This is a genomic window from Pseudomonas sp. PGPR N4, assembly GCF_059693665.1.
In genome coordinates this window covers 149,384-175,368 of the sequence record NZ_JCAUKV010000001.1, presented here as the reverse complement: position 1 = coordinate 175,368, position 25,985 = coordinate 149,384, and the positions used below count along the sequence as shown (strand labels likewise).

Below are 25,985 nucleotides of genomic sequence, written 5' to 3'. Positions count from 1 at the left end.
CGAGTGGTAATGACTCTTATTGTCGTGCGGTGGCCAGTAGCTTTGCAATAGCCAACCGATTCGCACCTGTTGCGCATCGCCCCGAGCCGTATATATGATAAGCATTATCGTTTGCGACACTTCCCATCGGCGCCTGCAGATCATGCTCCCATCCCCCCAACCTGCCCTGTGCAACGTGGCTGTGCTCTACCGTCAGCAACACAGCTGGTTGACGGGCTGGCTGCGGCAACGCCTGAGTTGCTCGCACAACGCAGCGGATCTGGCCCAGGACACCTTCATGCGCCTGCTGGCCAAAGAGCAGCTGCCAGCGCTGCACGCACCGCGGACCTTTCTCGCCAAGGTGGCGCAGAGCGTGCTGTGCAACCATTACCGCCGGCAGAAAATCGAACGCGCCTATCTCGAAGCGCTGGCGGCAATGCCCGAGCCGGTTGCGCCAAGCCTGGAAACCCAGGCAATCCTGCTCGAAACCTTGATCGCCCTCGACGCCATGCTCGAAAGCCTGGAGCGGCCGGTGCGCGAGGCGTTTCTGCTGTCGCAGGTCGATGGCCTCGGCCACGCCGAGATTGCCGACCGGCTCAAGCTGTCGGTAACTACCATCAAGCGCTACATCATCAAAGCCAGCGCGCGGTGCATCGTCCTCGATGACAGCCTGGACCTGCCGTGACCAGCGGCACCGCGCCAATTGCTGCAGAAGTGGCCGAGCAGGCCATGCACTGGCATTTCGAGTTGCAGGAACCTGAGGTCAGCCCGGCCACCCTCGCCGCGTGGATGGCCTGGAGGCAGGCGCAGCCGATGCATGAACATGCCTGGCAACGCGCCGAAGCATTCGCCCAGCGCATGGGCGACCTGCGTAATCCGGGCCAGCGCCGTCTGGCCCAGGCGGCGCTGCGCCCAGGCTCGTCGCGGCGCGCGGTGCTCAAGCAACTGAGTGTGTTGATGGCCGCCGGCGCCAGTGCCTGGTACATGAAGGACACGGCCCTGGTGCAAGACTTCAGCGCTGATTATCACAGCCGGGTCGGCGAACAACGGCGCATCAGCCTGGCCGATGACACTGAGCTGCAATTGAACACTGACACGGCGGTCAACGTCGCCATCGAACAGAACCAGCGGCGGCTGCAACTGCTGCGCGGCGAGCTGTTGATCACCCGTAGCAGCGCCGGCGCCGGGCACTTGCTGTCGGTACACACCGCTCAGGGCCGGCTTGAGGCGCAACTGGGGCAGTTCAGCGTCAGGCAACGCGCAGGCGTTACTCAGATCAGCGTCTACCGCGGCACGCTGGTGCTCAGCCCTGCCCTGCTGGCACACCCGCCGATCACCCTGCAAGCCGGCGAGCGGGCCAGTTTTGCCGAAACCGGCCTAGTCAGCCGGCAACCTGAACCGCTCGCCGCCCCAGCCTGGAGCCAGGGCATGCTGGTCGCTCAAAACCAGCCACTGGCAGAATTCATCGCTGAACTGAGCCGTTACCGCCGCGGCCATCTGGCCTGTGATCCCGCTTTGGCCAGGCTACGTGTATCCGGCACCTTCCCGCTGGCCGACACCGACAAGGTCATCCTCGCCGTGGCCAACACCCTGCAGCTTGAGGTCGAGCATTTCACCCGATACTGGGTGACATTGAAGCCACGCATCGCCTGACGCAAAAAATTCTGCGCAAGGGTGGTCCCTTTTTGATTCTCGCGAGACTTAACCCCCAGACAATCCATTCAATCGGGGAACAACGCGTGAATCTCAAGCATAAACTGGCCGGCGCCGTGGTCCAGGCCATCACCTGCATGACCGCCACCGCACCGCTGCTGATGCTGCCCACCTGGGCCAGCGCCGCCGAGCAGGCCCAGGCCGACTTCGACATCCCGGCCGGCCCGCTCGCGCCAGCCCTGAGCCGCTTTGGCCAGGCCGCCCATATTCTGCTGAGCTACCCCAGCACCCTCACCGACGGGCGCAGCACCGCCGGCCTGCACGGCAACTTCGACGTTGACCAGGGCCTGGCCATGCTGCTTGCCGGCAGTGGCCTGGAGGCCAGCCGCAGTGCCAACGGCAACTACACCCTGCAAGCCAGCAGCAGCGGCGCGATGGAGCTGAACGCGGTATCCATCTCCGGCAAAGCCCCCGGCTCGACCACCGAAGGCACCGGCCTCTACACCACCTATTCGTCAAGCAGCTCGACCCGCCTCAACCTGACCCCGCAGGAAACCCCGCAGTCGCTCACCGTGATGACCCGCCAGCGCCTCGATGACCAGCGCCTGACCAACCTCACCGATGCCCTCGAGGCCACCCCCGGCATCATCGTCGTGCGCGACGGCCTCGGCGCCGAGAGCGACTCGTACTGGTCACGCGGCTTTGCCATCCAGAACTACGAGGTCGACGGCGTGCCCACCAACACTCGTCTGGACAACTACTCGCAGAGCATGGCGATGTACGACCGCGTCGAAATCGTCCGCGGCGCCACCGGTTTGATCAGCGGCATGGGCAACCCGTCGGCGACCATCAACCTGATCCGCAAGCGCCCGACAGCCGATGCGCAGGCCAGCATCACCGGCGAGGCCGGCACCTGGGACCGCTACGGCACAGGCTTCGACGTTTCGGGGCCGCTGACCGACGCGGGCAACATCCGCGGCCGCTTCGTCGCCGACTACAAGACCGAGAAGGCCTGGATCGACCGCTACTCTTCGCAGTCGCAGCTGATCTACGGCATCACCGAGTTCGACCTGACTGAAGACACCCTGCTGACCCTGGGCTTCAGCTACCTGCGCAGCGACGTCGACTCGCCGCTGCGCTCGGGCCTGCCGTCGCGCTTCAGCACCGGCCAGCGCACCAGCCTCAAGCGCTCGCTCAACGCCGCCCCGGACTGGTCCTACAACGACCACGAGCAAACCAGCTTCTTCACCTCCATTGAACAGCAACTGGGCAACGGCTGGAGCGGCAAGATCGAGCTGACCCACGCCGAAAATAAGTTCGATGAAGTGTTCAACTTCGCCATGGGCGACTTGAATACCGACGGCAGCGGCCTATCGCAACTGCCCGTGCGCTTCTCCGGTACGCCACGCCAGGACAACCTCGATGTCTACGCCACCGGGCCCTTCAGCCTGTTCGGCCGCGAGCACGAGCTGATCACCGGTATGACCTTGTCCCAGTACAAGGAAAGCGTGCCCGGCTGGGGCGGTTGGGGCTATGACTATGCCGGCTCGCCTGCCGGCGCGATCGACAACCTGTTCGACTGGGACGGCAACTCGGCCAAGCCCAACTTCACTGAAAGCGGCAAGTCGTCGATCGATGAAGACCAGTACGCGGCCTACCTGACCTCGCGCTTCAGCGTCAGCGAAGACCTCAGCCTGATCCTCGGCAGCCGCCTGATCGACTGGCAGCGCGACACCTCGGAGCGCCCTTACGGCGGCGCCGAGACCGAGGTCAAGCGCAAAGAGAGCGGCGTGTTCATCCCGTATGCCGGGGTGGTCTACGACCTTGATCAGACCTGGTCGCTGTATGCCAGCTACACCAAGATCTTCAACCCGCAAGCGTCGTGGGTGACCGACGAAGGCAACAACCCGCTCGACCCGATGGAAGGCGTCGGCTACGAGATCGGCATCAAAGGCTCGCACCTCGACGGCAAGCTCAACTCAAGCCTTGCGCTGTTCAAGCTGGAGCAGGACAACCTTGCCATCTGGCAGCACGACAACGTCTACAGTGCCGAGCAGGACACCACCTCCAAAGGCATCGAGCTGGAACTGAACGGCGAACTGGCCGAAGGCTGGCAGGCGTCCGCCGGCTATGCCTATTCGGTGACCACCGATGCCGATGACCAGCGCATCAATACCAACCTGCCGCGCAACAGCGTGAAGACCTTCACCAGCTACCGGCTGCACGGGCCGCTGAACAAACTGACGATTGGCGGCGGGGTGAACTGGCAGAGCAAGGTTGGCGCTGACTTGCACACCTTCAGCCAGAGCAGCTATGCGGTTACCAACCTGATGGCTCGCTACGACATCAGCCGCAACCTCAGTGCTGCGCTAAACATCAATAACGTGTTCGATCGCGAGTATTACAGCCAGTCCGGGTTGTATAGCGTGTACGGCGCGCCGCGCAATCTGATGACCAGTTTCAAGTACAGCTTCTGAGGTTGGCCTGGGGACTCAACCCCCACCTACTGCCCTACTCGAATGCGACCAGGGTCATCAGGTATGCTGGAACGCGCCCGCGAGCTGAACGAACCCGCGGGCCAATACCCGGTCCAACCCCTCCCAGCCACTCGCCAAGAAGACCGATCGACCATGCACCTCGACCTTATCCAGAGCCTGAGCCTGGCCGGCAAGCCAGACGTCGCCAACGACGACCGTATTGGCAGCGCAGACCTGCACGCGTGGGTGATCGATGGCGCCACCGACCTCGGCCCGCCTGGCCTGCTCGGCCAACGCGGCGGCGCAGCATGGCTGGCGGCGGCCGCGCAGCGGGCTTTTGCGGGTGCTGAAGGTAACTTGGAGCAGGTGTGTGAATCGGTTTTCGAGCACGTTGCCCGTGACTACGAACGCCAGCGTCAGCGCCTTCCGCTCGCGACCTGGGAACTGCCCCGCGCCTCGTTCGCGGCGGTAGCGCTCGAAGGCGATCAGTTGAGCTGCAGCTTTCTCGGCGACTGCGCAGTGCTGCACCGCAGTGCGCAAGGCATTGCCTTCCTCACCCCCGCGCCAGACCGCCAGGCTGAAAGCGCCGAAGCCGCAGCCCTGGGCCCGGGCACTGGCGCCCATGGCGTACGCACACCGGCCATCATCGCTGACCGCAGGCTGGCGCGGGAGCGGCCCAAGGCAGTCCTCAGCGTAGATGCCCAGGCCGCCCGCGCTGCCCTGCGCTACACCCGCACGCCAGTGGCAGCGGGCGACGACCTGGTCCTGATGAGCGACGGTTTCAGCGCGTTGCTGGACAGCTACGCGGCCTTCACTCCCGCTGACTTCATCGCCCATCTGCTGCACCACGGCCTGGCGGATCTGGCACTGCAGCTACGTCGGATCGAAAAGGAAGATGCTGCCTGCCTGCGTTACCCCCGATTCAAAGCCAGTGACGATGCCTCCGCCATCTGGCTCCGAGTAAGCTGAAGCCCCCAACGGCAATGCTTGGGAAACGCCCTACAAACGCTTAGGAAGGATCGGCCCTCTTGGCTCTTCCCAGGCTAAATCGATGCGCCGCATGATCCTTCCTCACACCAAGGCGATGTTTCCGAGGGAGAAATCAGGTTTGTCGGACTATCAAAACAAGCTGCGCCACTTGAGCGCTGAACAGGTCGAAAAGCTCTACCAGGAATACCTCGGTGGCGCCAAAAACGCCGCTCTGATTCAGCGCTATAACCTCGACCTTGCACCCAACTGTCTGATCAAGAGCTTTCCGCCGATCGCGTCGCCGGACGTGACCTGCCCTTACTGCGCCGTGCCGATGTATGAGCGACGCAGGGGCAAGACGGCGACCAGCTGGAATCTTGATCCAGCCTTCTGCAAGGGCTGCGATCATCGTCACTACCCGCCTGGCCGGACCCGCCTGCTGCGTTATTGCACCTGCGCGCCCTGCAAGGCATCACGGATGGCCCAGCAAAAGCAACAAACCCTGGAGCGTCGTCAGCGGATTCGAACACAGTGGTCGCTGGATGATATCCCCGGCGTGCCGCTCGCCTCGCTGGACTTCACCAGCAAAGTGCAACTGCTGGCCTTGCTCATGACCCATGCAGACCAGGCCAACCAGCGCCTGGCGCCCTTGGCCGAGTTGCGCGGCGATGCCCGCCTCACACCCACGCAGGACATGGACAGCGCGTTGTTGCAGACGCTGCGCGAGCGCAAAGTGCTGGTGATCGATCCAGGTTCAGCCTTGGATGCCTTCAGCACCGGCTCGGCACTGGTACCGCGGCTGGACAAAGTGTGCTGGATCGTCAATGTCTACCTGACCGGCCCGGAGCGGGCGAGCCTGACGCAACTGCAGCAGGCGTTGCTCGATGACTTGTCACAGGGGCCGCTGGCGGCCTGGCATGGCGAGATCGTCGAAGTACTCCACCGCTTGGCTGTGGAAGAGGTATATGCCTACATCCTCAGCCGAGCGGCCGATCACGGCCTGCCGTTCGATGCGTGGAAAAAATCCCGTGAGGTGGCCGCGCAGCTCCTGTTACACCTGCCCATACGCAGTATCTGGTCGCTGACCAATACGGCCATTCGCGGCGCGCTGGCGTTTGCCGCGCAGTGTCAGGTAAACAAACACATCGCCTCCAATACCATCCCCGGGCGGATGCTCGCGCTTGGCCAGCGTGCGGTCGACGAGCGCTGGCCGTTTCGTTGGCCCGGCTACGAGGTGAAGGCACCGCGGTCAGGCTTCAGCCAAGTCCTGCATGGCGTGGTACTGAAACTGGATGACCATGGCCTGGAACAGACCTTGTTTGCCTACATCAGCCAATTGCCCACGCCTGGCGGCGCAGCGGCCGCGTCCGCAGGCGGCACCAGGCTGCACTGCGTAAGCTGCGGTTCAGCGGCTGTGCATGCGCAAGCCAACCAGATTGAAACTGTAGTCAACTGCAAAGACTGCATGGCTCGCACGGTAATCATCAACGCGCAGTGACAGCTTTTCGTCGAGACCGCCCATAACCCGCTCCATCGCAGTCAATTAGTTGGCAGCTGTGCTCAATCGGCCACCGGAGTGCCCAGGGTCAAATCAACCAGACTAATGCTGTTGCGCCCTGCCCGCTTGGTTTCATAAAGCGCTTTGTCACCCTGCTCGATCAACGCTGTGAGACTACTGGGCGGCTGATCGAACAAGCTGGCACCAATGCTCAAGGTTACCGCCGCAGGTGTTGCATAAGAGCCTGAGGTCAGTAGCTGGAACTGCTCGCGCAGGCTGTCGCCCAGCTGGTTGACCCGTTCACGACTGGTGTTGCCAAGCAAGATGATGAACTCGTCGCCGCCCAACCGGGCAGCCAGCGCATGGGCAGGCACCAACCCGCGAATCATCTCGCTCAGCGCCACCAGCAGGCGATCGCCGGCAGCGTGGCCGAACAGGTCATTGACCATCTTGAAGTTGTCGATATCGATGATCAACAGCGCCCCCGGGCGCACGGAGCTGACCTGACCCAGCAGGCGCGGCGCCCGCACCTCCAGAGCACGCCGGTTGTACATTGCGGTCAGCGGGTCGCGCGCGGCCAGGCGGGCGATCTGCTGTTCGCGGCGATAGCGCTCGGTGCCGGTCATCGACAATGCGATCAGCATGATCGCCATCGCCCCTTCAACCAGCGAAATCTGGATGATCTCGCCACGGAACGCCGCCAGGTCAATCAACGTGCCGGGCATCAATGGCGGGATCATCTTGGCCAGGTAGAACAGCCCGTGCAGCAGTAGCACAAAGCGCAACTGCACCGCACCCACGCTCAGCGACAGCCCATGCGGGCGCAGCAGCGAGCTGGCTTTGAGCGTCGTGACCGCCACCAGCAGCGAGTTGGCCAACAGCATCAGCTTTGACCATTCAGGCCCGTCTGGCAGCAGCAACAGTGCCGTCCAGATGACAAAAATCGAATACCAGCCCCGTGACAGGCGAGTTTCGGTGAAGCGCGCCACCCCCAGCAGGAACAAAAAGTGCGCCGTAACCAGCAGGCCATTGGCGAACCAGATGCCGATCAACAGCATTCCCTGCAAACGCATCAACGACAGTACGCAGCCGACGGTAATGGTGGCGAAGCCTGCGCTCCAATACAGCAATGAAGATTCACGCACGGTGCGCCACTCGACCGCCAGGTACAGCGCCGCAGCGGCGGCAAGGGCTATCGAGATGGTCAACATCGTTGGGGGGTCGAGCGCCATGGATTGACGGGCCTGTATGCAGAAGTGATGAAATGGCACGGTGTAAACCGCTCTGCGCGACCCTGCGCGGTATGCCTAGCGCACGATTTCCGTCGTGGCGATTTGTTCATGCATCATCCGCACCAAAACGCAATTGTCCAGTGGTCTGCTCAATAAAAACCCTTGTACTTCATGGCACTGGTCATCCAGCTCCTTGAGCGGTCATGGTCTGCAACGCGCCCTCGATGTCGTTGAGCATGACGTTCTCGGTGATCGCAACTGACGACCGGGGCTCTGGGCGGCGCTTCACTGCCCGGTCAGAAAGCTCACCAACAGCCGTCCATGCGAGCTGAGGCCTTCCCAGCTGCGAAAGCACACCCTGAGCTCCAGCGTGGCCCAGCGCTCCTGCAGTGGCAGCCAGCGCACGTCCAACTCCTGCTCGGCGCGCACGGCAGCGGTCTGCGGCACGATGGCAATGCCGGCGTGTTGCGCGACCAACTGCGCTATCGCCTCGAAGCTGGGCGCCCTGACCCGCACCTTCAGTGGCATGGCCAGGTTCATCGCCAGCTCCTCGACAAAGCGTTGCATGGCGCGTTCGGCCGGCAGGCAGACAAAAGCAAAATCCAGCGCGTCGACCAGCCGCAACGGGCCGCGCTCGGCCAGCGCATGCTCGGCGGGCACCAGCAGCACAAGCCGTTCGGTACGAAACGGCAGCGACACCACACCGTCATTGACCAGGTTGCCGTCATACACGCCGATTTCGCACTCGCCGGCCAGCACCACGCGCAGTACATCGATGCTTTTGTGCTCGACCAACTGCAGATCGACCTGCGGGTAGTCCGCCAGGAACGGCCCCAGCACCGCCGGCAGCAAGGTGCTGTTGGTCACCGTCGACGCGGCCAGATGCAGGGTGATTCGGCGTTGCCCGGCCAGTTCGTGCAGAGTCGCCTGCAGCTTGCTTGCCTCGCCGAGCACACCACGGGCAGCTTCCAGCACCAGCCGCCCGGAGGGCGTCAGTTGCATACCGTCGGCGCGGCGGTTGAACAAGGTCAAACCGCTGCGTTGCTCGAACAGACGCAGGCGGTTGCTGGCAGCCGAGACGGCTACCGGAAAGGTAGCCGCGGCTTTACTCAGGCTTCCGCTGCTGGCGATCGCCGCGATCAGGCGCAGATCAGCAAGGTCGAAGTGCATCAGGTCTTCTCCAAAAACGAAAGCCTTGTTCGCTAAATAGCGATTCTACAGTGCGCCGCGTTATGCGCAGAATAAACCTTACCAATTGTTTCCGGATTCGCCATGTCTTGCTTACACGCCATGCTCAAACGCCAGATCGACAACGGCAGCCTGTTTGCAGTGCTCGCGGCACTGGGCTTCAGCTTCAAGGCGATCTTCGTCAAACTCGCCTACGCCGCAGCTGCGGTAGATGCAATCACCCTGCTGGCGATGCGCATGGCGTTGGCCCTGCCGCTGTTTGTCTGGTTGCTGTGGCTCAGCCAACGCCAGGGTGGCGAACGGTTGACGGTGGCCGATGGGCTGCGGGTGGCAGTGTTGGGGCTGCTTGGGTACTACCTGGCCAGCTGGTTCGACTTTTATGGCTTGCAGTACATCAGCGCGGGGCTTGAGCGGCTGATCCTGTTCACCTACCCCACCTTGGTACTGCTTATCCAGGCCGTCGCCCTGCGTGAACGGCCCACCTTGCGCACGATGGCGGCGATGGGGCTTTGCTATCTCGGCCTGGGCATCGCATTCGTGCACGATGTCAGCAGTGCCAGCGCAGGCCAGCAGATCATTGTCGGCTCGTTGTGGGTGTTCGCCAGCGCGGTCACTTACGCGATGTATTACTGCGGCACCGGCATGCTGCTCAAGCGCATGGGCTCTATGCGCCTGGCCGGGTTGTGCGGCACGGCTTCAAGTTTGATGGTGCTGGCCCACTACCTGCTGGTGGCGGATGTAAGCCAGCTGGCGCAGTTGCCGGCTGCGGTGTGGGCCAATGCCGGACTGATGGCAGTATTCTCCACGGTGCTGCCGATCTACTGGCTGGCCCTGGCGATTCAGCGCCTGGGGCCTACCCAGACGGCGGCTGTCGGCAACCTCGGCCCGGTACTGACGGTGCTGGCGTCGTGGGCGATTCTCAGTGAGCAGATTTCACTGTATCAAGTGGCGGGCATGGCACTGGTGCTGTTGGGAGTCACCCGGTTGAAGCCGCCGGCGAAGAAATCCGCCGAGGCTCAGGCCGAGGCACCCGCCAGGTAATTTGCGGCGATGACAAGCTGCTGCGCGTGCAGGTCTTCGAGCAGCGCCAAGCCCTGCGCCTGAACCTGCTCGTCGCCCAGCGCCTGCAAGCGCTGCCGTCCGCTGCCGCTGAGCCCGGCCAGTAACTGGTAGGCCATTGGGGTGAGTCGGGCGAAACGCACCTGCAGGTGCTGATCGCGATAAACCAGCAACAAGGTTGGCGATGCAGGTGGCGCTGAAGGCTGATAGCCGGGGCCGATCCGATCGACCGGCCAGCGGTACGCCAGGATCCGCGCCAGGCACGACAGTGTTGGCTCGCCCTCCAGCAGATCGGCTGTATCCAGCTGGGTGAAGGCCTCATCAGCGCTCAGGAAAAGCTGCGCTTCGATCCATTCGTAATGGGCCAGTTCCAGTTGCCACGGGGCGTCCAGATCAGCCTCGTGCAGGTACTCGATGAATGCCCCGCCGACCTCGGTAAACAGCGGCGTCTGGCTACGGTAAGCGGCATAGAAATCACGCACTCTCGCGTGCCAGACCAGCTCGCCCAGGGTTGCTCGCATGACCGGGAAACTGGCTGCCAGCAGCCCTTCGATGCTGTTGTAGAACAGCTCGCGATAGACCCGCAGGCGCCGAGCCTCGATATCGGCCGGCGGCGGGTTGCGCACGGGGTCGCGCACGTAGTTGGCCATCTGCAATTGCTGCTGATGCAGGTTCATGCTGCACGCCTCCCGCGGGCTTGTTGCGCCATTGCAATGCGCGCCGTTTCGGCCAGAAGCTCGGCCAATGGCGGGTAGTTGAAATCGCGTTCAAGAACCGTCGGCTGCACGCCAAAGCGCTCGCAGGCCACTGCGTACAGGTCCCAGACGTGCTCTTTCACCGGCGCGCCGTGAGTGTCGACCTTGAGGTCGGGGGCTTCGTCATAGTGACCCGCCACGTGCATGGCAGTGACCCGCTCGCGGGGCAAACCGCGAAGAAAGTCGACGGGGTCATAGCGATGATTGCAGGCATTGACGTAGACATTGTTGATATCCAGCAGCAGATCGCAGTCAGCCTCGTCCAGTACCGCGCGGATAAACGCCAGTTCGCTCATGGCCTGGTAAGGCGCGGCGTAGTAGCTGATGTTTTCGACCGCAATTCGCCTGCCCAACTGGTCCTGAGCCTGACGAATGCGCGCGGCGACGTGGCGCACGGCTTCATCAGTGAAGGGTATCGGTAACAGGTCGTAGAGGTGACCGTCATCGCTGCAATAGCTGAGATGTTCGCTATAGTGCCGGACCTCAAAGCGATCCAGAAACTGCCGGGTGCTGGTCAGCAGGGTCCGGTCCAGCGGTGCGATGCCGCCGAGTGACAGCGATAGCCCATGGCAACTGATGGCAAAGCGTTCAGCCAGCTGGGCCAGGCTGCGGCCATGGCTGCCACCGACACCGATCCAGTTTTCCGGGGCGCACTCGAGAAAGTCTACCGCCCCCTGGGGCATGGTCAGCAATTCGGGTAACAGGCCGCGACGGAGGCCTAGGCCGGTGCGCAGATGCGGGTTGTTCATGCTTGGTACTCCGGGCAAGTGCCGCAGGCCTGATCCATACCGAGGATCGAGGCCTGCGGACGTTGGCGGTCAGGACTTGGCTTTGCCTGCCTGTTTCTCGCTGGCACCGCATTTGCCCTCACCGCACTTGCCTTCGGCTTTGCCGGCTTTGGCCTCACCGCCGCATTTGCCTTCGGTTTTGCCAGCCTTCTCACTGCCGCCGCACTTGCCTTCGCCGCATTTGCCTTCCGCGTCGGTCTTGGCGGCGGCCAGTTGATAACCCTGGCTCATCGGTTCGACGGCAAAGGCGCTATTGCCCAGCAACAGGCTGCCGACGACAGCAGCGCCAAGCAGGCCAAGGGTGTTTTTCGACTGTTTCATGGTGGTGCTCCACTTGCGGTTGGTAGTGGAGCCATTGAGCCGCAGTGGTGTGTCGGTGATGTATCGGCACTGCGGTGCTTTTGTATGGGAGTGGGTCAGGAATAGGTGTGGATACAGAGTGATACACGCGGGCGGGTGGACCGCTACGCAATCCTTTCCGGCCGGCTGGCGTCCGGTGAGACAGCTTGGTACCGCGTGTATACCTTTATTTGCGCTCAATCCTCCAGCGGCTTGGGTGGCGCCGCTGGCTTGGCCGGCTTGGCAGGCTTGACGTTCTTGGCCTCCTTACCCTTGGGCTCCGGAGCAGCTGCCGCAACCGGTGCCGCAACCGCAGCAGCCTTCTCGCTGGCAGGCAACTCGTCCACCGCCTTGAAGATCACCTGCGGATCAAGCTTGTCGCCGCTGTCGTCATCCTTCAACACATGAAACTCGCCATCCTTGCCCACCAGAATGACCTTGGTGCCTTTGCTCGCACCCAGTTTCAGTTCACGAATCAGGGCCATGGTGGTCTGCTGCTCAAGGTTATTCCCTTCGCGCGTACCCGCTAGGCCAGCAACGCTGTAGAGCACCAGCTGACGCTCTTCAAAGGCCTTTTTGGTCGCCGATTCATTCAGTGCCTCGTTAAGGCCACGCAAGGTCGGGTCAGCTGGGCTGGGGGCAATCACCACCAACGGCCTGGCCTTGCCCAGCTCCTTGGCCAACGGCGCATCGCTGTCGGCGGCAAGCAAAGGGCCAGCTACGGCTAGCAACGTGGCGAGGGTCAATGACCGGACAAGCATGCACATCTCCTTATTCTCTCGATGAAACAAAGACTACAGATCGGGGAGAAAGATCCTGTCGGCGAGCCTAAACCAAGTCATCCAACACCTGCTTGGCTCAAGCGTAACTGCCGATTTCCAATACCTTCGCAGATCAGGACGACAGCACCTACGGAAAATGCCTACGCCTCGTTTGAGCATAGCCGATTGCCGCCAGGCGATTAATTTTTCCCCGTGGCCACACGTCCTTCCCCTCATAGCGTGTGGCTTGAGCCACGCCCGGTTACCACCCTGATCCGAGATGGCAATGAACATACGATTGCGCAACAAGGCGCTGTACCTGGGCCTGCCCCTGCTGCTGGCGCTGGGTGGCGGCGGCTACCTGGCCTGGGACCACTGGAGCAACCGCGGCTACCCCGCCGAGGTGACCCAGCAGGCGGACGCGCTGCATGAATACATGCTCACCTTTGACAGCCATATCAGCCTGCCGCTGGACTACGCCAGCGCCGGCAACGAGTTCGATAAAGACGGCGCGGGCCAGTTCGATCTGGTCAAGCTCAACCGTGGTCGGCTGTCCGGTGCCGCGCTGAACCTGTTTGGCTGGCCAGAGATGTGGAACGGCGACAATGCGCCGCACAAGCCAACCGCCGCCTTTGTCGATGAAGCGCGCCACCAGCAGGAAGTGCGCTACCGGATCATCACCGGCCTGGTCCGCGACTTTCCCAATCAGGTCGCCATCGCCTACAGCCCCGACGACTTCCGCCGTCTGCACGGCGAAGGCAAGTTCGTGATCTTTCTGAGCATGCTCAATGCCTACCCACTGGGTAATGATATCGATCTGCTCGACACCTGGGCTGCGCGCGGCATGCGCATGTTCGGCTTCAGCTATATCGGCAACAATGCCTGGGCCGACTCATCGCGGCCGATGCCGTTTTTCAACGACACCCCAAATGCCCTCGGTGGCCTGTCGGCAATTGGCAAGCAGGCCGTGCAGCGGCTCAATGACCTGGGCGTGATCATCGATGTGTCGCAGATGTCGACACTAGCGCTGGAGCAGGTCGCCCAGCTCAGCCGCGCACCGCTGGTAGCGTCGCATTCAGCGCCGCGGGCGTTGGTGGACATCCCGCGCAACCTCAGCGACCGCGAGCTGCAGCTGATCAAGGACAGTGGCGGTGTGGTCCAGGTGGTAGCGTTCTCGCAATACCTCAAACCGCTGACCCAGGGCACCCGCGACAAACTCAACGCGCTGCGCCAGCGCTTCGACCTGCCGCCCCTGCAAGACCTGGCCATGGCCCTGATGCCAGGCGACCCGATCATTGCCGGCTGGCCCGAGCAGCGCTTCGGCGAGTACGCAGGCGCGCTGTACGGCATTCTCGAAGACGAGCCCAAGGCCACGTTGCAGGATTTTGTCGCGGCCATCGACTACACGGTGGCCAAGGTCGGCATCGATCACGTCGGCATCAGCTCGGACTTCAATGAAGGCGGCGGTGTGCAAGGCTGGGACAACGTCGGCGAGGTCCGCAACGTCACAGCCGAGCTGATCGCCCGCGGTTACTCAGAGGCCGATATCGCCAAGCTCTGGGGCGGCAACTTCATGCGCGTCTGGGCGCAGGTGCAAAAAGCGGCGCAACCGGTCGCCAGCCTGCAATCGGCCAGCTCTGTCGTGGAGGCACAGCCATGAACCCGCGGCGGACCTTTCTCAAGCAGGCCGGGGTGCTCGCCGCCACGTTGCCGCTGGGCCAATACGCGCTGGCCACGGCTGCTGAAAATCCTGCGACCAGCGCCAGCGGCGACAAATGGCGTGACCTGCAGCAGCTGTTCGAGCAGGACCCTAGCTACCTGCACCTGTCCAACTTCCTGGTCACCTCGCAGCCGCGCCCAGTCCGCGAGGCAATCGCCCGCTACCGCGCACAGATCGACCGCAATCCGGCCCTGGCAATGGACTGGGACCTGCAGGAAACCTGGAAGCGCGAGGGCCAGGTCCGCCGCGCCGCCGCTGAATACCTGAAGGTGAGCCCGGCCCAGATCGCCCTCACCGGCAGCACCACCGAAGGCCTGGCGATGGTCTACGGCGGCATTCATGTACGCCCGGATCAAGAGATCCTGACCACCGTGCACGAGCACTATTCAGCCGAAACCAGCCTCGACCTGCGCACCCGCAAGCAAGGCACCCAGGTGCGCCGCATCACCCTGTTCAAAGACCCGGCGCTGGTCAGCGAAGACGAAATTCTCGGCAATATCCGCCAGGCCATCCGCCCGCAGACACGCGTGCTGGGCATGACCTGGGTACAGTCGGGCAGCGGCGTCAAACTGCCGGTTGCGCGTATCGGCGCGCTGGTGCGCGAGGCCAACCGCGACCGCGCCGAACAGGACCGCATCCTGTATGTGATCGACGGCGTGCATGGCCTTGGCGTGGAAGACCTCGACGTGCCGAGCATGGACTGCGACTTCTTCATCGCCGGCACTCATAAATGGTTGTTCGGCCCACGTGGCACCGGCATCGTCTGCGCCCGCAGCGCCAAGGTCGAACACCTGACGCCAATGGTGCCAACCTTCTCCGAAGACACCGACTTTGCCACCACCTTTACCCCCGGTGGCTACCACGCATTCGAGCACCGCTGGGCGCTGGATGAAGCCTTCAAGTTGCACCTGCAATTGGGCAAGGCCGACATCCAGGCGCGAATCTATCAACTAAACAGCAACCTCAAGCAGCAACTGTCGACGGTGCGAGGGGTCGAGCTGGTAACCCCCCGCAGCCCGACGCTTTCCGCCGGTTTCTGCTTCTTCCGGGTCAAGGATCGCGACTGCGACGAGGTCGCCGCCTACCTGCAGAAAAACAAAGCCATGGTCGATGCGGTGTACCGCGATGTCGGCCCGGTGATCCGCACCGCGCCGGGCCTGCTCAACGACGAAGACCAGCTCGAGCGCTTTGTCGCCCTGCTGCGCAAAACGGTGTAACCCATGTATTCGCCAACGAGAATTGCCATGTCCCAGCCCACCTCGCGCCCTACCCTCGCCCGCCTGCACGGACTGACCCTGGCGCTCGCCGCCGGCATGCTGCTCAGCAGCGGCGCCCAGGCCGCAGCGCCCGGCACGGTGATCCGTGACTGCAAGGACTGCCCAGAGCTGGTGGTACTGCCCGCAGGCAGCTTCAGCATGGGCACCCCCGAGGGTGAAGTCGGCCGCCAGCCCGATGAAGGCCCGCAGCATGAGGTGACCTTCAAGCGCCCTATCGCCATCAGCCGCTTCCAGGTACTCAAAGGCGAGTGGGATGTGTACCTGCGCGACAGCGGCTACCGCATGCCCAGCGGTGATGACCGCGAAGGCCGCCAGTGCATCGCCGGCATCCCGCGCTACAAGTACGAAGCGCGCAACCCGGCGGTGTGCCTGGACTTCAACGAAGCCCAGGCGTACATCCAATGGCTGTCGAAAAAGACCGGCAAGCAGTACTTCATGCCCAGCGAAGCGCTGCGTGAATACGCCGCCCGCGGCGGCAGCAAAGGCCCGTTCCCGTTCCCGCTGGACCCGGACAAGGAATACAGCATCGCCCTCAATGCCAACACCTACGGCCCAGCAGACGGCTTTGCCAATATCGCCCCGGCCGGCAGTTTCAAGCCCAACGCCTTTGGCGTCTATGACATGCACGGCAACGTTTCCGAATTCACCCCTGACTGCTACCGCGACAGCTATGAAGGCGCACCCAACGACGGCAGCGCCTGGACTGAGCCTGGCTGCAAGGTGCTGTCGATGCGCGGCAACGACTGGATCGAGCCGCCGATCTTCTCCCGCTCCGGCAACCGCAACGCCACCATCCCGTCCGACCGCGGCGACTGGCTGAGCTTTCGCGTTGCCCGCGAACTGTGACCGCCACCCCACCCGTGCCCCGAGGGAGCCCTGCCATGCCCGCACTACTGTTCAGCCTGACCTTGCCTGATGGCCGCCGCGCCAGCACTCACGGCGACACCGCCGAGGGCGTGCTGCAGGTCGGCGACCTGCCCGCGCTCAGCTACCGTTTCGACGGCGAGCGCGTGCTGATCGACAGCCCGCTGCCCGCGCACTACCCCGCCACCGCCTTGCTGGCAGTGATCGGCAGCCACTTTGCCTACCGCAAAAAATCCGCCGTGCTCAACATCAACCTCAAAGCCCCGCAGGCATTCGCCGTTGCGGCAATCCGCCAGGGCGTGTTCGACACGCAGCTGCCCAGTGTAGATGGCAGCCTCGAACTGCAATGCCGACGCGCCACCTTCTGGCAGAACCCGCTGGCATGGCTGACCGCACCGGCCAGTGTGCACACGGCCCCGCATTACTGTTTCAGCGGCGAAAAACGCCACCCTCAGCGCCCCCCTATCCCTGCCGGCGAAGTCTATCGGCGCCACCTGCCGGGCCTGAACAGCACTTTCAGCCTGCGCACCATCGACCCCGACCGCGACCTCGAAGCCTTCAACCGCTGGATGAACCTGGAACAGGTGGCGTACTTCTGGGAGCAGACCGGCAGCCTCGAAGAGCACGCCGCCTACCTGCGCGAGATGCTCGACGACCCGCGCGTGCATCCGCTGATCGGCTGCTTCGACGATGAGCCGTTCGCCTACTTCGAGGTGTACTGGTGCAAGGAAGACCGCATCGCGCCGTTCTATGACGTGGCCGACTACGACCGCGGCTGGCATGTGGTGGTCGGTGAGAGCAAGCACCAGGGGGTGGGCAAGCTCAAGGCCTGGTTCAACTCGCTGATGCATTACATGTACCTGGATGACCCGCGTACTCAGCGCATTCTTGGCGAGCCGCGCATCGATCACACGCGCCAGATCGAATTTCTCAAGTCGCAGGGCTTCGGCCACTTGAAAGACATCCAGTTCGTGCACAAGAAGGCCGCCTTGCTGCGTCTTGAGCGCGAATACTTCTTCGAACGCAGCCTCTGATCTGCGTCGTTAAAGGGTTTGGCCTGCCATCAGGCTGAACCCGCTAAGCAACCGGCTGCCCGCCACCTTCCCCGTTGAATCCCCCGCCTCTGCTCAGGGCAAGCGCCCGCCTGACCGTCCTTCTCCCGCCGTTGCCCTGCACCAAATTCCCCTGCGCAGTTGTCGTAAGTCGTCAAAAGGATTGCGCATGGACGCTCTCAGAACAGGCGGCGTGAACAGGAAATGGATAATCGGCAGGCCTCCAGTGCGCACTGACGTCGGACTGTTTGCAGCGTTACCGAGAAAACAAGAACAAAGACCTGCAAAATTTCAAGGTGGGTAGTTAATTTATGGCAATGGAAAACAACGCTGAAACCCTCGCACTCGGCGTGACCGACCCCTCCAAAACAGAAGAAGCGCGGCAAGATCGGCATCTAGAAGGCAAGATCGACTGGATCGTGTTCGGCATTACCAGCATCACCGCAATCGCCTTCATCCTCTGGGGCTTCCTCAGCCAGCTGACTCTTGCCGCCAGCGCGTCAGCGGCGCAATCCTGGGTCATCATCAATTTCGGCTGGTTCTTCGTGCTGACCTCTACGCTGTTCGTGATTTTCGTGCTCTGGCTGGCGGCGAGCCGGTACGGCAGGATCCCACTCGGGCGTGACGGCGAGGTGCCCGAGTTTCGCACAGTGTCGTGGGTCGCGATGATGTTCAGTGCCGGCATGGGCATCGGCCTGATGTTTTTCGGCGTCGCTGAGCCGCTGTCTCACTACATGACGCCACCTCCCGGCTCAGCGGCCCCCCAGTCCAACGAAGCGATGCAGGTGGCGATGGCTACCACCCTGTTCCACTGGACGCTGCACCCGTGGGCGATGTACGCGATTGTAGGCCTGGCGATTGCTTACGGTACGTTTCGGCGTGGCCGCTCGCAGCTGGTTTCGAATGCATTTCGTCCCCTGATCGGCAAGCATGCCAACGGGCCGCTGGGGCGGGTAATCGACATGATGGCCATTTTTGCCACCTTGTTTGGCTCTGCCGCTTCACTGGGGCTTGGGGCGCTGCAGATCGCCGGCGGCCTGGAATACAACGGCTGGATCGAACACCCTGGCAAAATCTTCTACCTCGCCATCGTGACGGTGCTGACCATCGCCTTCGTTGCCTCTGCGGTGTCCGGGATTGGCAAAGGCATCAAGTGGCTGTCCAACGTCAACATGATCCTGGCCCTTGCCTTGGCCGTGTTCGTATTCCTGGTCGGCCCGACGTTATTGATGTTGAACCTGCTGCCGACCTCTATCGGTGTCTACATCAAGTTGCTACCGGAAATGATGGCGCGTACCAGCGCCAGTGGCGGCCCGCAGATGGACAGCTGGCTGGCCAGCTGGACCGTGTTCTACTGGGCATGGTGGATTTCCTGGACGCCTTTTGTCGGCATGTTCATCGCCCGCATCAGTCGCGGCCGGACCATCCGCCAGTTCGTCAGCGGCGTGCTGCTGGTGCCAAGCCTGGTCAGCCTGATCTGGTTCACCTTGTTCGGCGGTGCCAGCATCGATGCAGTGCGCGAGGGCAGCCTGCTGCTGGTGGACGGCGTGGTCAACAGCAACACCGCGCTTTACCAGCTTCTGGACGGATACCCGCTGGCAAGCCTGACGTCGGTGTTGGTCATGGTGCTGGTGGCGATTTTCTTCGTGTCCGGGGCGGACGCTGCTTCGCTGGTGATGGGCACGCTGTCGGAGCGCGGGACGACGACACCGTCGCGGTCCACGGTGATTTTCTGGGGCGGCCTGACCGGCACCGTTGCGGCGATCATGCTCGCAATTGGCGACCCGGCGAATCCCGGCGCGGCCCTTACCGGTCTGCAGAACCTGACTATCGTCGTGGCCCTGCCCTTTGTGATCGTGATGGTATTGCTGTGCGTGGCGCTGTATCGCGATCTGCGCAGGGATCCGATGATGCTGCGTCACGTGCGTGCCAGCGAACTGATCGAAAAGGCAGTGCTGTACGGCGCGGTCAAGCATGGCGAGGAGTTTTACATCGTCGTCCAGGAAACCAAGTCTGCACCTAAGCACGCGAGTGAAAAACAGCACGTAACCGAGTCGTAACGGCTATCTGAATTGGCTTCAACCTGAGCTGCTCTGCGAGTGGTGGACATTTCTGTCCACCATTTGCGCGAGCAGCTCACCCTCACCTCTCTCCTCGCTAAATCCCCCTCCTCCCGCTTCGTCCTCTCTGCAGGGATACGCCAGCCTTGCGCGCACGGCTATCTGTCTTTTTCTCGCCGTTCGACTCAGGAGTTTCCATGATCAGCCCTCCACGCAGCCGCAGCGCCTTCGCCGACCTGCTGCGCCTGCTCAAGCCGTTCTGGCCCCTCGTGACTGTGTCCATCGTGCTGGGCATGGTCGGTGGCTTGTCGATTACTGTGTTGCTGGCCACCATCAACAACGCCCTCAACAGCGAGGCTGGCTTGACCGGCAACGTCGTCGCCGCCTTCGCCGGCCTGTGTCTGCTGGCGCTGTGCTGCTCGATCCTGTCGGACATGAGCAGCAACCGCGTCGGCCAGTACATTATCCGCCGCCTGCGCCTGGAGCTTGGCGAAAAGGTCCTCAGCGCACCGATTGCGCAGATCGAGCGCTACCGCAGCCACCGCCTGATCCCGGTGCTCACTCACGACATCGACACCATCAGCGACTTCGCTTTCGTGTTTGCCCCGCTGGCCATCTCGCTGACCGTCACCCTCGGCTGCCTGGGCTATCTGGCCATGCTGTCGTGGCCGATGTTCCTGATGATGCTGGTGGCCATTGCCATCGGCTGCACCGCGCAGTTCGTCGCCCAGAACAAAGGCCTGAAAGGCTTTCTCGAAGCACGTGATGAAGAAGACAACCTGCAAAAGCACTACCGCGCGATTGCCGATGGCGCCAAGGAACTGCGCATTCACCGCCCGCGCCGCCAGCGCATGTTCACCCAGCGCATCCGTGAAAGCGCTTCGCTGATCTGCCGCAAGCAGATCGAGTCGGTGAACATCTTCATCGTCGCCAAGACCTTTGGCTCGATGCTGTTCTTCGTGGTGATCGGCCTGGCGCTGGCCATGCAAGCCTACTGGCCCGACAGCAACAAGGCGGTGATGAGTGGCTTTGTGTTGGTGCTGCTGTACATGAAAGGCCCGCTCGAGCAGTTGATTGCCAACCTGCCGATCGTCAGCCGCGCGCAAATTGCCTTCCGGCGCATTGCCGAGCTGTCCGAGACGTTCTCCTCGCCGGAGCCACATCTGCTGCTCGACGCCCCGGCCAAGCCCGCGCAAGCGGTGCACGAGCTGGAACTGCGCGACGTGCGCTATGCCTTCCCGGTAGTTGACGGCGCTACGCCGTTTGCCCTCGGGCCGGTCAACCTGAAGATCCGCCAGGGCGACATTGTCTTCATCGTTGGCGAAAACGGCTGCGGCAAGACCACCCTGATCAAACTGCTGCTGGGCCTGTATGAGCCGCAGCAAGGGGAAATACGCCTGAACGGCCAGGCGGTAACGGCACAAAACCGCGATGACTATCGCCAGTTGTTCACCACCATCTTCGCCGACTACTACCTGTTCGACGACCTGGTCCAGGGCGACGGCGACCTGCCGGCAGACGCTGCCCGTTACCTGGAACGCCTGGAAATTGCCCACAAGGTCAGCATCCGCGACGGCGCCTTCACTACCACCGACCTCTCCACCGGCCAGCGCAAGCGCCTGGCGCTGGTCAATGCCTGGATCGAAGAGCGGCCGGTGCTGGTATTCGACGAATGGGCCGCTGACCAGGACCCGACCTTCCGCCGCATCTTCTACACCGAGCTGCTGCCCGACCTGAAACGGCTGGGCAAGACCATCATTGTCATCTCCCACGACGACCGTTATTTCGATGTGGCCGACCAGCTGGTACGGATGGATTCGGGCAAGGTCCGCAGCGATCTGGAGCCGGCCTGAAAAAACTTTTCCGGTTTTCAGCGGGTCATGCGTTCCATTGTAAGTTGAGACGCAATCGCATTAACACTTACGCCATATATAAGAGCCGACACAATGCCAGCACCACACCGCCTCACCCCACTAGGAAAAGCACTGCTTCTGCGCCATGCCTTGCGCCCATCGTTGAGCATGAGCGCTCTTGGCCTGGCCCTGGCCCTGCCCTACGCAACGGTTGCTCAGGCGCAGGACCTGGCTTTCGACATTCCGGCGCAGCCGCTGAGTAGCGCGCTGCTCAGCTTCGGCAAGCAGACCGACATGCAGATCCTGTTCAGCCAGGACACCGTGCAAGGCCGCCGCAGCGCAGCAGTAGCCGGTCGCCTGTCGCCTGAGCAAGCACTGGCGCGACTGCTGCAGGGCACTGGCGTCAGCTACAGCGTGCAGGGCAACGTCGTCACCCTTGGCGCTCCGCGGGCGGCGGATGATTCGGCCATGCAGTTGGGTGCAACGAACATTTCCGGGGCGGCGTTGGGGATCACCACCGAAGGAACAGGTTCGTACACCACCGGTGAAACCGCAGCGGCTACGCGCTTGCCTCTGAGCCTGCGCAAGACGCCGCAGTCGGTCAGTGTGGTGACCCGCCAGCAGATGGATGATCAGAACCTGCAAAGTGTTTCCGATGTGCTCAAGCAGACGCCGGGGATTACCGTAAACCAGGAGAGTTCGGAGGCGTACAGCTTTTACTCGCGGGGCTTTCAGCTGGAGAACTACCAGTTCGATGGCGTGCCGAGCTTGTCATCTGATGGTGGCTCGTTGCGGGATAACTACAGTATTGGCAACAGCCTGATCTACGACCGTGTAGAGGTGCTCAAAGGCGCCACCGGCCTGGTTAACGGCACTGGATATCCCTCTGGTGTGGTCAACCTGGTGCGTAAGCGCCCTACAGACAAGTTCCAAGGGCAAATCGGCGCTGGGGCCGGCTCGTGGGACAAGTACACGGCTGATATCGACTTGTCAGGGCCGCTGAGTGACAGCGGCAATGTTAGGGGACGAATGGTCGCTGGCACGCAGAAGCAACACAGCTACGTAAATTATCTGAGTGGTGAGCAAAACACCTTCTACGGTGTGCTCGAAGCTGACCTGAATGACAGCACCATGGTCACCGTCGGCTATGACGTGCAGAAGAACTACGACAACGGCAGCACCACTGGCGCGCTGCCAGCCTTCTTCATGGACGGTCGCACAGTCAAGTTTTCCCGCGACGAGAACGCTGCAGACCGCTGGACCTGGCGAAATCAGGAAACCCAGCGTGCGTTCGCGGAGCTGTCGCATACCTTTGATAACGACTGGGTTTTCAAAAGCGTCCTGAGCGGTCGGCAATATCGCTCACGTGAGCTGATGTCTGGTATCAGCAGCGAACCGATCCAGGCAGATGGCAGCATCTCCCACGGCTTCATCGGTGGCAATATTGGTAGCGATGGCAGCATCTACCCAATCGGTACTGCGTCCAAGTTCAACACCACCAGCAAGGAAGAAAGTCTGGATCTGTTTGCGCGAGGGCCCTTCACCCTGGGTGGTCGCGTCCATGAAGCCGTGGTGGGCTATAGCATTGCGCGCACCAAAGCGACCTCGAAGCGTGATGATGGTGTGACCAATCCCGTTATCGACGACGTGTTCCAATGGGACGGTTACGGCGATTATCCAACCAATTTTGAATGGTGGTCGACCTTCGATATCGAAGCGCGTCAGCGCATCGCCTTCGCTGCAACCATTTTCAAACCAACTGACGAGTTCCAGCTCATTCTCGGTGCGCGCGTGGTCGATTACTCCTGGGAGATCGATACCATCAACGCCATCGGACGCAAACTTCCGGCCGATGACACCATCTCTGGCGAAGTCGTACCGTATGCCGGCATCACCTACGATATCGATCAGTACCATACCGTTTACTTCAGCTACACCGATGTCTTCAAACCACAGCCCTACAATCTGGATGCCACGGGCAAGCCACTTGATCCTCTCACCGGGCAAAGCTACGAAGTGGGTATCAAAGGCGCTTACTTCAATGATCGCCTGAACGCCAGCCTGGCGTTGTTCGAACTCAAGCAGGATAACTTCGCCATCCTTGCCGGCACCAACCCGTTGACGGGTGGTGATGCCTATCGCGCGGTGCAGGGCGTGAAGACCCGCGGCGTAGAGTTGGAGCTCTCGGGTGAGGTTGCGCAGGGCCTGAATGTGATGGGCGGCTATACCTTCGTCGAGTCCCATGATGGTGATAAGGATCGCGTAGCGACCAACCAGCCGCAGCATATGTTCAAGGTGGCTACCAACTACCGCCTGCCGGGCGATTGGAACAAAGTCACAGTAGGCGGTAATGTTTACTGGCAGAGCTCCACGTACTTCCAGCCGGGCAACTGGTACAGCACCAACGACCCTACTGCCAAGTTCGAGCAGAAACCTTACACGTTGGTCGGCTTGGTGGCGGGATATGACTTCACCGAGGACTTCAAGGGCACTGTTAACGTCAATAATTTGTTTGACAAACATTACTACAGTGGGATCGGTAACTACGACACTGTGTACTGGGGTGCGCCGCGCAACGTGATGTTCAATGTGAAATACAGCTTCTGATCTGACCTTCGGTCACCCAAACTCAAAGCCCACAGCCGGAAATCCGGCCGGGGGCTTTTTGTTGCCATGCGTTTTTGCTTGCACCCCTCGGCGAGCAGACGAGTGCCTAGAGCCACCTCTACCACCCCTCAACGGATCCAGCCATCGATTCAATGCATCAATGCATTTTATATTGCATTGATGCATTGACGCATATAGAGTGACTCCACCTGCATTGATAGCAGCTCCGGAGCAAAACTGCTCCGCCTTTAAATACCGCGAGGAGTAACACTCTATGACGACAATGAATCTCCCAGCAACCTTTGTGGGTGCACAGCCTTCCGCTGGTAATGATCCTTTTGGCATCGGCTTCAATGTACAGTCTTACCACTTCGGGTCCAGCGCCGCGGCGTCCACACACATGGCCTATGCGAAATATGAACTTGAAGATGCAAACAGAGGGTTGGCGAAGGAAATCGGCCGTATCGAGGGGGAAGTAAAAGCAACCTTTGCCGAGGCTTCCAAAGGACTCGACACCTACCTGATCAATCAACTTACCGCCGTAGATGCCACAACATCAAATGCAATCAGTAATGCTGCAAAAATGGAAGTACTTATCACCGGCTTTGGAAAAGAACGAGCAATTGCAGTAGAAAAAGCTAACGCTTTTTTTGGCAGCAATCCTCTTACGATTTCGATGAAGATCAAGCAAAGCAAACTCAGCGTAAGGGGAAACCCAGATGGCTACATGTCCATGGCATTGCGTATCCAGACGGAATACGGCTTGTCCTACGCGGAAGCGCACAAGGTTCTTTGGCTAGACGCCGCAATCGAATCCATGAATAAGCGTCTTGCTCAAGAACGTGTCAAAGCGCAGCAGCAACGCGAGGCGCAAGCCAAACGGCTAGCCGAGGAGAAAGCCAAGGCTGAGGCTGAAGCCGACCACATGGCAGCGGTCAAATTCGTTGTCGACTTTTATGGCGAAGTAACAGACAAATTCGGCAATCAACTGGCCTCGCAAGCCCGGGAACTGGAACAGGCTCCTCAGGGTAAACGCATCCGGTCCGCAGCTCAGGCGATCAAGGCATTCGACCAATACCGGGAAGGCATTCAAAAGAAGTTCGGCGTCGCAGATAGGGCTGCAATCGCCACTGCGCTGAAGGCCATGGATAAGAAACAAATGTCGGAGAACCTTGCACGCTTTGCCAAAGGTTTTGGCGTTACTGCCCTAGTCATGGATTTACAGGTCTTACATACCGCTGCAGTCGAAGGCTTCGAGACCAATAACTGGAATTCTTTTTTCCTGGCAACCGAAACTTTCGTGGCAGGGAAGCTCGCAGGAATACTGTTAGCAGCCGCCTTTAGTATGACTATCGGTATGCCGGCAGGGGCTGCTGGAATCCTAGCCTTCGCCGTGCTAATGGCTGTAGTCAGCGCTGCAATCGATGACAACCAAATGAAGAAATTCAACGATTTTGTTTTGTCTCTCAAACCTTAATCTAACAAGCTGACTTATTGAGTCAGCTTTTTCTCGCGCTCGCGTAGAGAAAATACAGCCCGCCAACTGGCAGCGCTACGACCAAACAAAAAACGTGATAGAGCATAATAAATCCGTTATTTCTGAGGGTTTCGACACCAAAGCATCTATGCCACAGGCTATAGGTACGCGTAACATGCGCAAGCTGCTCGAAACACTTAGTAGCATACGGAAACAATAAGCAACTGGCGACTACCAGCGAGGTATAGACGACATTATTACCTAAGGGATACGCATCACGCCAATACCAGTTGATCAAAAACACGCCGCTATAGAGCAGCCCACGTTTGCATTGCCGAAGATAATATTGACTGTCCATTTTTGGTCTATTCTGACGT

At 61.2% G+C, this 25,985-nt stretch carries 21 protein-coding genes; 14 read left to right on the top strand and 7 right to left on the bottom strand.

Annotated features, from left to right (window positions below; genetic code table 11):
- Window positions 1–142: 142 nt before the first annotated feature.
- The 5 genes from AC58X1_RS00680 (at window position 143) to AC58X1_RS00660 (ending at window position 6,576) form a co-directional block, all read left to right on the top strand.
- Complete coding sequence (locus tag AC58X1_RS00680) at window positions 143–664, top strand: sigma-70 family RNA polymerase sigma factor (protein ID WP_497428099.1); 522 nt, start codon at window positions 143–145, stop codon at window positions 662–664.
- Window positions 661–1,632 carry a FecR domain-containing protein gene (locus AC58X1_RS00675; protein ID WP_497428098.1) on the top strand — a complete coding sequence of 324 codons (972 nt, stop codon included), beginning with the start codon at window positions 661–663 and terminating at the stop codon, window positions 1,630–1,632. Before AC58X1_RS00680 ends, AC58X1_RS00675 begins: the two co-directional genes overlap by 4 nt.
- Before the next feature lie 137 nt (window positions 1,633–1,769).
- A complete protein-coding gene (locus AC58X1_RS00670) occupies window positions 1,770–4,109 on the top strand; it encodes a TonB-dependent siderophore receptor (RefSeq protein ID WP_497428748.1) in 2,340 nt (779 codons plus the stop codon).
- A gap of 153 nt (window positions 4,110–4,262) precedes the next feature.
- Window positions 4,263–5,078 (top strand): protein phosphatase 2C domain-containing protein, encoded by an 816-nt coding sequence (locus tag AC58X1_RS00665; RefSeq protein WP_150569559.1) that lies wholly within the window; start codon window positions 4,263–4,265, stop codon window positions 5,076–5,078.
- Window positions 5,079–5,217: 139 nt separating this feature from the next.
- A complete protein-coding gene (locus tag AC58X1_RS00660; RefSeq protein ID WP_447734751.1) occupies window positions 5,218–6,576 on the top strand; it encodes a hypothetical protein in 1,359 nt (452 codons plus the stop codon).
- Window positions 6,577–6,638: 62 nt separating this feature from the next.
- Here AC58X1_RS00660 and AC58X1_RS00655 read toward each other — a convergent pair whose 3' ends face one another.
- Both AC58X1_RS00655 and AC58X1_RS00650 read right to left on the bottom strand, forming a co-directional pair.
- A complete protein-coding gene (locus AC58X1_RS00655) occupies window positions 6,639–7,808 on the bottom strand; it encodes a GGDEF domain-containing protein (RefSeq protein ID WP_447734754.1) in 1,170 nt (389 codons plus the stop codon).
- A gap of 285 nt (window positions 7,809–8,093) precedes the next feature.
- On the bottom strand, window positions 8,094–8,978 hold the full coding sequence (locus AC58X1_RS00650) for a LysR substrate-binding domain-containing protein (RefSeq protein WP_312389399.1): 885 nt from the start codon (window positions 8,976–8,978) through the stop codon (window positions 8,094–8,096).
- Between the two features lie 102 nt (window positions 8,979–9,080).
- On the opposite strand from AC58X1_RS00650, the gene AC58X1_RS00645 reads away from it, so the two are divergent.
- On the top strand, window positions 9,081–10,037 hold the full coding sequence (locus AC58X1_RS00645) for a DMT family transporter (RefSeq protein ID WP_497428097.1): 957 nt from the start codon (window positions 9,081–9,083) through the stop codon (window positions 10,035–10,037).
- Here the strand turns inward: AC58X1_RS00645 and AC58X1_RS00640 are convergent.
- The 4 genes from AC58X1_RS00640 to AC58X1_RS00625 form a co-directional block, all read right to left on the bottom strand.
- Window positions 10,013–10,732, bottom strand: coding sequence for an HvfC family RiPP maturation protein (locus tag AC58X1_RS00640; RefSeq protein WP_259074139.1), 720 nt, complete (start codon window positions 10,730–10,732; stop codon window positions 10,013–10,015). The two genes, AC58X1_RS00645 and AC58X1_RS00640, sit on opposite strands and share 25 nt — an antisense overlap.
- Entirely contained in the window at window positions 10,729–11,559 is an 831-nt protein-coding gene (locus tag AC58X1_RS00635) for an HvfB family MNIO-type RiPP peptide maturase (protein WP_259074140.1), read from the bottom strand. The genes AC58X1_RS00640 and AC58X1_RS00635 overlap by 4 nt, the downstream gene beginning before the upstream one ends.
- A gap of 69 nt (window positions 11,560–11,628) precedes the next feature.
- Complete coding sequence (locus tag AC58X1_RS00630; protein WP_497428096.1) at window positions 11,629–11,919, bottom strand: HvfA family oxazolone/thioamide-modified RiPP metallophore; 291 nt, start codon at window positions 11,917–11,919, stop codon at window positions 11,629–11,631.
- A 215-nt stretch (window positions 11,920–12,134) separates the two neighbouring features.
- Window positions 12,135–12,698: a DUF4174 domain-containing protein gene (locus tag AC58X1_RS00625; protein ID WP_497428095.1), complete on the bottom strand. Its 564-nt coding sequence runs from the start codon at window positions 12,696–12,698 to the stop codon at window positions 12,135–12,137.
- Between the two features lie 286 nt (window positions 12,699–12,984).
- Between AC58X1_RS00625 and pvdM the strand changes: the two genes are divergently transcribed.
- From pvdM to AC58X1_RS00585, 8 genes are all read left to right on the top strand, one after another.
- Window positions 12,985–14,358 (top strand): pyoverdine-tailoring dipeptidase-like protein PvdM, encoded by a 1,374-nt coding sequence (pvdM, locus tag AC58X1_RS00620; RefSeq protein WP_497428094.1) that lies wholly within the window; start codon window positions 12,985–12,987, stop codon window positions 14,356–14,358.
- Window positions 14,355–15,635 carry a pyoverdine-tailoring periplasmic protein PvdN gene (pvdN, locus tag AC58X1_RS00615; protein ID WP_497428093.1) on the top strand — a complete coding sequence of 427 codons (1,281 nt, stop codon included), beginning with the start codon at window positions 14,355–14,357 and terminating at the stop codon, window positions 15,633–15,635. The genes pvdM and pvdN overlap by 4 nt, the downstream gene beginning before the upstream one ends.
- 96 nt (window positions 15,636–15,731) lie before the next feature.
- Window positions 15,732–16,541 carry a formylglycine-generating enzyme family protein gene (locus tag AC58X1_RS00610; protein ID WP_224786383.1) on the top strand — a complete coding sequence of 270 codons (810 nt, stop codon included), beginning with the start codon at window positions 15,732–15,734 and terminating at the stop codon, window positions 16,539–16,541.
- 35 nt (window positions 16,542–16,576) lie between these two features.
- On the top strand, window positions 16,577–17,593 hold the full coding sequence (locus AC58X1_RS00605; protein ID WP_497428092.1) for a GNAT family N-acetyltransferase: 1,017 nt from the start codon (window positions 16,577–16,579) through the stop codon (window positions 17,591–17,593).
- A 329-nt stretch (window positions 17,594–17,922) separates the two neighbouring features.
- Window positions 17,923–19,671, top strand: a complete 1,749-nt coding sequence (locus AC58X1_RS00600; protein WP_101318518.1) for a BCCT family transporter — start codon at window positions 17,923–17,925, stop codon at window positions 19,669–19,671.
- 197 nt (window positions 19,672–19,868) lie between these two features.
- A complete protein-coding gene (locus tag AC58X1_RS00595) occupies window positions 19,869–21,524 on the top strand; it encodes a cyclic peptide export ABC transporter (RefSeq protein ID WP_181108735.1) in 1,656 nt (551 codons plus the stop codon).
- A 93-nt stretch (window positions 21,525–21,617) separates the two neighbouring features.
- Window positions 21,618–24,131 (top strand): TonB-dependent siderophore receptor, encoded by a 2,514-nt coding sequence (locus AC58X1_RS00590; RefSeq protein WP_497428091.1) that lies wholly within the window; start codon window positions 21,618–21,620, stop codon window positions 24,129–24,131.
- A gap of 274 nt (window positions 24,132–24,405) precedes the next feature.
- On the top strand, window positions 24,406–25,608 hold the full coding sequence (locus AC58X1_RS00585; RefSeq protein ID WP_497428090.1) for a colicin-like pore-forming protein: 1,203 nt from the start codon (window positions 24,406–24,408) through the stop codon (window positions 25,606–25,608).
- A 22-nt stretch (window positions 25,609–25,630) separates the two neighbouring features.
- Here the strand turns inward: AC58X1_RS00585 and AC58X1_RS00580 are convergent, their stop codons facing one another.
- Entirely contained in the window at window positions 25,631–25,966 is a 336-nt protein-coding gene (locus AC58X1_RS00580; RefSeq protein WP_497428089.1) for a colicin E1 family microcin immunity protein, read from the bottom strand.
- Window positions 25,967–25,985 lie beyond the last annotated feature (19 nt).

Coding starts and splice junctions, on each gene's coding strand:
- AC58X1_RS00680 (WP_497428099.1), top strand. CDS start 143: ATGCTCCCATCCCCCCAACCTGCCCTGTGCAACGTGGCTGTGCTCTAC.
- AC58X1_RS00670 (WP_497428748.1), top strand. CDS start 1,770: ATGACCGCCACCGCACCGCTGCTGATGCTGCCCACCTGGGCCAGCGCC.
- AC58X1_RS00665 (WP_150569559.1), top strand. CDS start 4,263: ATGCACCTCGACCTTATCCAGAGCCTGAGCCTGGCCGGCAAGCCAGAC.
- AC58X1_RS00655 (WP_447734754.1), bottom strand. CDS start 7,808: ATGGCGCTCGACCCCCCAACGATGTTGACCATCTCGATAGCCCTTGCC.
- AC58X1_RS00650 (WP_312389399.1), bottom strand. CDS start 8,978: ATGCACTTCGACCTTGCTGATCTGCGCCTGATCGCGGCGATCGCCAGC.
- AC58X1_RS00645 (WP_497428097.1), top strand. CDS start 9,081: ATGTCTTGCTTACACGCCATGCTCAAACGCCAGATCGACAACGGCAGC.
- AC58X1_RS00640 (WP_259074139.1), bottom strand. CDS start 10,732: ATGAACCTGCATCAGCAGCAATTGCAGATGGCCAACTACGTGCGCGAC.
- AC58X1_RS00635 (WP_259074140.1), bottom strand. CDS start 11,559: ATGAACAACCCGCATCTGCGCACCGGCCTAGGCCTCCGTCGCGGCCTG.
- AC58X1_RS00630 (WP_497428096.1), bottom strand. CDS start 11,919: ATGAAACAGTCGAAAAACACCCTTGGCCTGCTTGGCGCTGCTGTCGTC.
- AC58X1_RS00625 (WP_497428095.1), bottom strand. CDS start 12,698: ATGCTTGTCCGGTCATTGACCCTCGCCACGTTGCTAGCCGTAGCTGGC.
- pvdM (WP_497428094.1), top strand. CDS start 12,985: ATGAACATACGATTGCGCAACAAGGCGCTGTACCTGGGCCTGCCCCTG.
- pvdN (WP_497428093.1), top strand. CDS start 14,355: ATGAACCCGCGGCGGACCTTTCTCAAGCAGGCCGGGGTGCTCGCCGCC.
- AC58X1_RS00610 (WP_224786383.1), top strand. CDS start 15,732: ATGCTGCTCAGCAGCGGCGCCCAGGCCGCAGCGCCCGGCACGGTGATC.
- AC58X1_RS00605 (WP_497428092.1), top strand. CDS start 16,577: ATGCCCGCACTACTGTTCAGCCTGACCTTGCCTGATGGCCGCCGCGCC.
- AC58X1_RS00600 (WP_101318518.1), top strand. CDS start 17,923: ATGGCAATGGAAAACAACGCTGAAACCCTCGCACTCGGCGTGACCGAC.
- AC58X1_RS00595 (WP_181108735.1), top strand. CDS start 19,869: ATGATCAGCCCTCCACGCAGCCGCAGCGCCTTCGCCGACCTGCTGCGC.
- AC58X1_RS00590 (WP_497428091.1), top strand. CDS start 21,618: ATGCCAGCACCACACCGCCTCACCCCACTAGGAAAAGCACTGCTTCTG.
- AC58X1_RS00585 (WP_497428090.1), top strand. CDS start 24,406: ATGACGACAATGAATCTCCCAGCAACCTTTGTGGGTGCACAGCCTTCC.
- AC58X1_RS00580 (WP_497428089.1), bottom strand. CDS start 25,966: ATGGACAGTCAATATTATCTTCGGCAATGCAAACGTGGGCTGCTCTAT.